This window comes from Virgibacillus sp. AGTR (assembly GCF_016919725.2).
In the GTDB taxonomy this organism is placed as follows: Bacteria; Bacillota; Bacilli; order Bacillales; family Amphibacillaceae; genus Virgibacillus; species Virgibacillus salarius.
In genome coordinates this window covers 1-4,384 of the sequence record NZ_JAJERH010000129.1, presented here as the reverse complement: position 1 = coordinate 4,384, position 4,384 = coordinate 1, and the positions used below count along the sequence as shown (strand labels likewise).

Annotated in this window: 4 protein-coding genes and 2 pseudogenes; 5 read left to right on the top strand and 1 reads right to left on the bottom strand. The window is 42.0% G+C overall.

Translation table 11 applies throughout. The features are described 5' to 3' along the window. Window positions 1–160 precede the first annotated feature (160 nt). From JUJ52_RS22570 to JUJ52_RS22555, 4 genes are read left to right on the top strand one after another with little or no spacing between them, the layout of a single operon-like run. Window positions 161–529 carry a hypothetical protein gene (locus JUJ52_RS22570; RefSeq protein WP_228089206.1) on the top strand — a complete coding sequence of 123 codons (369 nt, stop codon included), beginning with the start codon at window positions 161–163 and terminating at the stop codon, window positions 527–529. Next, window positions 526–1,002 carry a hypothetical protein gene (locus tag JUJ52_RS22565; RefSeq protein WP_228089205.1) on the top strand — a complete coding sequence of 159 codons (477 nt, stop codon included), beginning with the start codon at window positions 526–528 and terminating at the stop codon, window positions 1,000–1,002. Before JUJ52_RS22570 ends, JUJ52_RS22565 begins: the two co-directional genes overlap by 4 nt. Before the next feature lie 54 nt (window positions 1,003–1,056). Then, window positions 1,057–2,307, top strand: a complete 1,251-nt coding sequence (locus tag JUJ52_RS22560; RefSeq protein ID WP_228089204.1) for a ParM/StbA family protein — start codon at window positions 1,057–1,059, stop codon at window positions 2,305–2,307. Between the two features lie 24 nt (window positions 2,308–2,331). Continuing rightward, entirely contained in the window at window positions 2,332–2,667 is a 336-nt protein-coding gene (locus tag JUJ52_RS22555; protein ID WP_228089207.1) for a thermonuclease family protein, read from the top strand. 724 nt (window positions 2,668–3,391) lie between these two features. Here the strand turns inward: JUJ52_RS22555 and JUJ52_RS22550 are convergent. After that, window positions 3,392–3,837: pseudogene (locus tag JUJ52_RS22550) on the bottom strand (transposase family protein); the annotation flags it as partial. 4 nt (window positions 3,838–3,841) lie between these two features. On the opposite strand from JUJ52_RS22550, the pseudogene JUJ52_RS22545 reads away from it, so the two are divergent. Beyond that, a pseudogene (locus tag JUJ52_RS22545) lies at window positions 3,842–4,051 on the top strand (transposase); the annotation flags it as partial. Between the last annotated feature and the right edge of the window lie 333 nt (window positions 4,052–4,384).

The window sequence follows — 4,384 nt, the reverse complement described above, 5'->3', positions numbered from 1 at the left end:
GTTGTGCCCCAATGAGTATTTTTATGATATACGTATACCATGTCATACGATAAACATATTAAATAGGTATAATATGCGACATTTACTTGCATGCATGAAAGTATCGTGATATACTGGGTGTACAGTCGTATTACGAAATATAAAGCAGGTGAATGTAACTATGACAGACGCAGATAGCCGTTTAATTGAATGGTTGTTTCATGAAAGTAACATCACTCGGTACAAAATCAGTAAAGACGTCGGTATTTCCGAATCGACGCTCTCACGAATTGCGAGTGGGGAAACACCGATTGATGCTGTCCGGTTTGGATACGCCCGTAAATTAACGGAGTATGCTCGGCTTGTTAAATATTCTCAACATGCCCAAGCATTATTAGATAAGGATAAAGGGCAGACCACGTTGATTTCGCAGACCCTTCAACAATTGCGAGATGTTTATGGGGAGGGTGCTGATAAATTAATTGAGTCGGTACTAAGTGAACGCAAAAAAGATAACAAAATGGAAAGTAAAGGAGGGGGAGAGTCGTGAGCGAGAAAAAACGTAAACGGCGCTCATTCTGGGAACCGGATTCCAAGAAAATCGTATCTTGGTTAGATTCACAGACGGATCTCGGTACGAGTTTGCAGCTCATTATCGTGGATGCAATCCGTAAATACGGCGAAGGCGACGTTATCAAGTCACACCTGAACCAGCGCGAGACCCTTTATAATGAGACTGAACTGCAAACAACACCAACAAAGCCGGTCCGTAAAGAGGTCCTGAAGGATGCTGGTGATTACGATAAAAACACCCCTAAAGAACTGGAACAGGAAGTGGAGTTTGAATCTGAGCCAGAGGACGTTCAATTGATTGTTCAACATGAATCTAATAGTGACGATGAAATGTCGTCTGACAATGTAAACACGACGGCTGAAACCACTGGTGAGGATAAAGAAGACGAGCCTGAGTATGATCCTATCGCTGTCATGTTCCAGGACACAGGAAGTATGTTCAACAAATAAACAGATAAAACGTGAATGTTCACGATTTAAGTTACGAAAAGGAGTAGATGTACGATGGCAGGACAACCTATTGTAGCCGGGTTAGATTTAGGAAATGGATATGTAAAAGCGAACATTAACGGTCTGGTGCGAGTCTTCCCGTCAATTGCCGTAAAACAATTTAACACCGCGCACCATACACCGATTGCAGAAGACGAAGTCGGTACATTTATGAAGGACATCATTAATCAGATGGATGTGAGCTTCTCCAGCCCACTCGTCCGTTCGACAGAGCGACGTTTATTCGGAGAGCGTGCCTTAAAGTCAGGGTTAAATCTCGAAGAATTCGATGTATTTGCTCGTATTGGTAAATCCGAAGTAGATCTGTCTGGTGTGCTTGCACTTGCGACTATTGCTGCGGACCGACTGCAAGATTATTACGAGAAAAACGAAAAACTGCCAGCATCCAAACTGAAGGTAAAGGCGGATATGGCAACGGCTCTCCCGATTGGTGAGTACAAACGTCACGCCAAAGCATATCTTCAGAAATACGTAAACGATGGTGCACCACATATTGTCACGTTTCATAACTTCGAACGTCCGGTGCATGTTGAGATAATGTTTGAGCACGCATACGTCGCCAATGAAGGCGAAAGTGCCCAGTATGGCTTGATGCTCGCAAAAGATGCATTTCTTGAAATGATCCGTCGTGAAGCTGTGAAACGATTTCCGAATGGGGAACTTGACGGGATTACAGGAAAAGATTTGGTCAGTGCGAAAAATACGCTTGGTATCGACATCGGAGAAGGAACGATTGACTTTGCGGTCTTCTCAAACGGGAGATTCAATGCCGATGCCAGCTCGACGATGATCCAGGGGTACGGCTCGGTACTCGAATCTACGCTTTCGAAGTTGCAGGAGGAAGGGTATCCGTATAAGTCACGTAAAGAACTTTCTGAGTTCCTACATAATGAGCCATCACCGTTCACGAAGCGAAAGTGGACACATGTGAAAGAAGTAAACCAGTCCGAGGAGAACCGTTTCGGTGACGTAGTTTCGGGTGAAACAAGTAAGGTATTCAGTCGTGTTGGTGGTTTTATCGAAGTCATTTTCGTCTTCGGTGGTGGTGCAACACCGCTGGAATGGAGCCTATTTGAAAAACTGCAAAGTCGCGTTGCAGAATTCGGTGATGACAACTTACTTCCGATTGTATACCTGGATAGTGATTTCTCCCGGTTCTTAAACGTCCAAGGATTGTATCAGGTGGCCCAGCGCTTGCGTCAGACCGCATCTGGCTCTAAAAAACAGACAGTAAAAGCGAAATAGCGTACGAAAGGGGGGGCGTTTCGCATCCCTTTTTGTCGTGATTGTAATATTTTCACGAAAAATATGCTGGAAGGTGTGTCGGTACGGTTAGAGCGTGCCGAAATACAGAATGATAAGCATGACCGTACACTCGGTTATACTTGGATAAAAAATGGTGTAGAAAATGTGAACTTCAATAAATTACTGCTTGAAGGTGGATTGGCTCGATTAGACGTCTCTGATCCGAATACAAATACCTGGAATCATTTAAGGAAGCTGAGTCACAGGCCAAAGCTGAACAGAAAAACATCTGGAGTATTGATGGTTACGTTACTGATGACGGATTCGATTCGTCGCTTGTGCAATAACGGGGTGAGATAGATCTGCATGGGGAACATTCGTGGGTCACATAGGAAAAAGGGGTGATGCGCATGGCAGTCGCACAGGTAGTCCGTCCAGACCGACCTTCTACAAGAAGTACCAGGAGTACGAGGAGTACCAGAGGCACGAATACTATCACCAAAGACATACCGAAAGAGTCAATCAGAGATAAAAGAGAATATCAGGTAAAAGAGACGGGTTCGCCGGATATACATAAACCGAGACGTACAGTTTCCACAAGAAATCAATCGGTTAATCCGAGCACCAGAACCCGCGTGTCTACACGATTAAAAACTACGCGAGTTGCTAATGGATCAGTTAAGAAAGTCGAAAGAAATAAAAAGAGATATAACTTACTGGGAAAATTGATCAAACATTTGATTAAGCAACCGGAAGTGGCGGAAGCGACGCCATCCGTCCCCCTTCCGAGCCGTATGCAGGTGTATGGACAACGACGAGAGATCCAACGGAACATGGCCCCCATTCAGTTCATTGCTGTGATGTTCTTCGTGGTCATTATATCGGTACTAGCGTTCGGGTTATTGCGGGATGATTACACAGCGCAGCTACCCGACAGACCGTATGGTGTAGAGGTTTTTTATAAGGAAAAAGGAACAACCAGTACAAACACGGGTATACTCCGTGGACAATGACGTAAGAGGCACAAAGTGTAAAAAGCACAAGGATGGAGACCTGTGCTTTTTTATTTTCCGTTTCGATTAGCTCTTTGGCTAGTAAAGACTCTGCTACTAACGAATTGCGTTTTAATCGTTTTGAATGTTGCTTCAGCTACTGCATTGTATAAGGTGTACCTCACTTAATAATCTCTCAATACCAAACGTATTTAATGCTTCATCAATAAGCTTATTTTTAAACTCACTTCCTCTAATACACATAAATAGTGCCATTTTTGTTGCACTCGAACATATGTTAAATCACTCACAACTACTATTAATGCTTTATCTTGTTGGAATTCTCGGTTTAAAGTAATTTCCAATTTCAGATTCATTTACTGTCGTTTTTTTAGGTTTATATTGCGCAACCGTATACTTTGAAACAAGTCCTTGTTCTTTCATGATTCTGCCAATCGACGGCGAGATACTTGCCCCCTTGATTAGCAAATTCTTTTTTACTTTTCAGTTGCCCATATAAATTTGGACTATCTTTGAAGTCTTGCCGGCATATTTATTGGGCTCTTGAACGTGTAAGGAGAAAAGAACAAAAGCAATTTAGCGACTATGACCGTAAAAAGTGTAAGCGAATGAAGCACGTATTTAATAAGGAGCACGAAACCTTAACTGAGAAGCAACGCTGGTATCTGGAATGTTACTTAAAAATGTCGGATATATTGCGGATGGCATATCAATTAAAAGAAGCATATCGGCGTTTTGATCGGTTTCGAATGAGAGTATTATTACATCATCAATATAAAAATATAAATGGGCGAGTCGCATAAAGAAGGAGTGAGCGTTAGCTCACCCCCAACATTTGACTTAGAACCTTAAAAAACTCCTAAATCATCAAGCTTATAAGAAAGAAATATTCATTTTTGTCGCTAAAAATATTGACTTTATATAGTTAGCCTCTTTTTGTATTAAAAAATTTGGGGCATCAAAATACCTGGCCAAAATATAAATATCAGGTAGCCAACTAAAAGTAAGCCAACTAGTCCTAAAACGGATATGATCATAAAAAAATTTTTAAACTTTTTTATAGT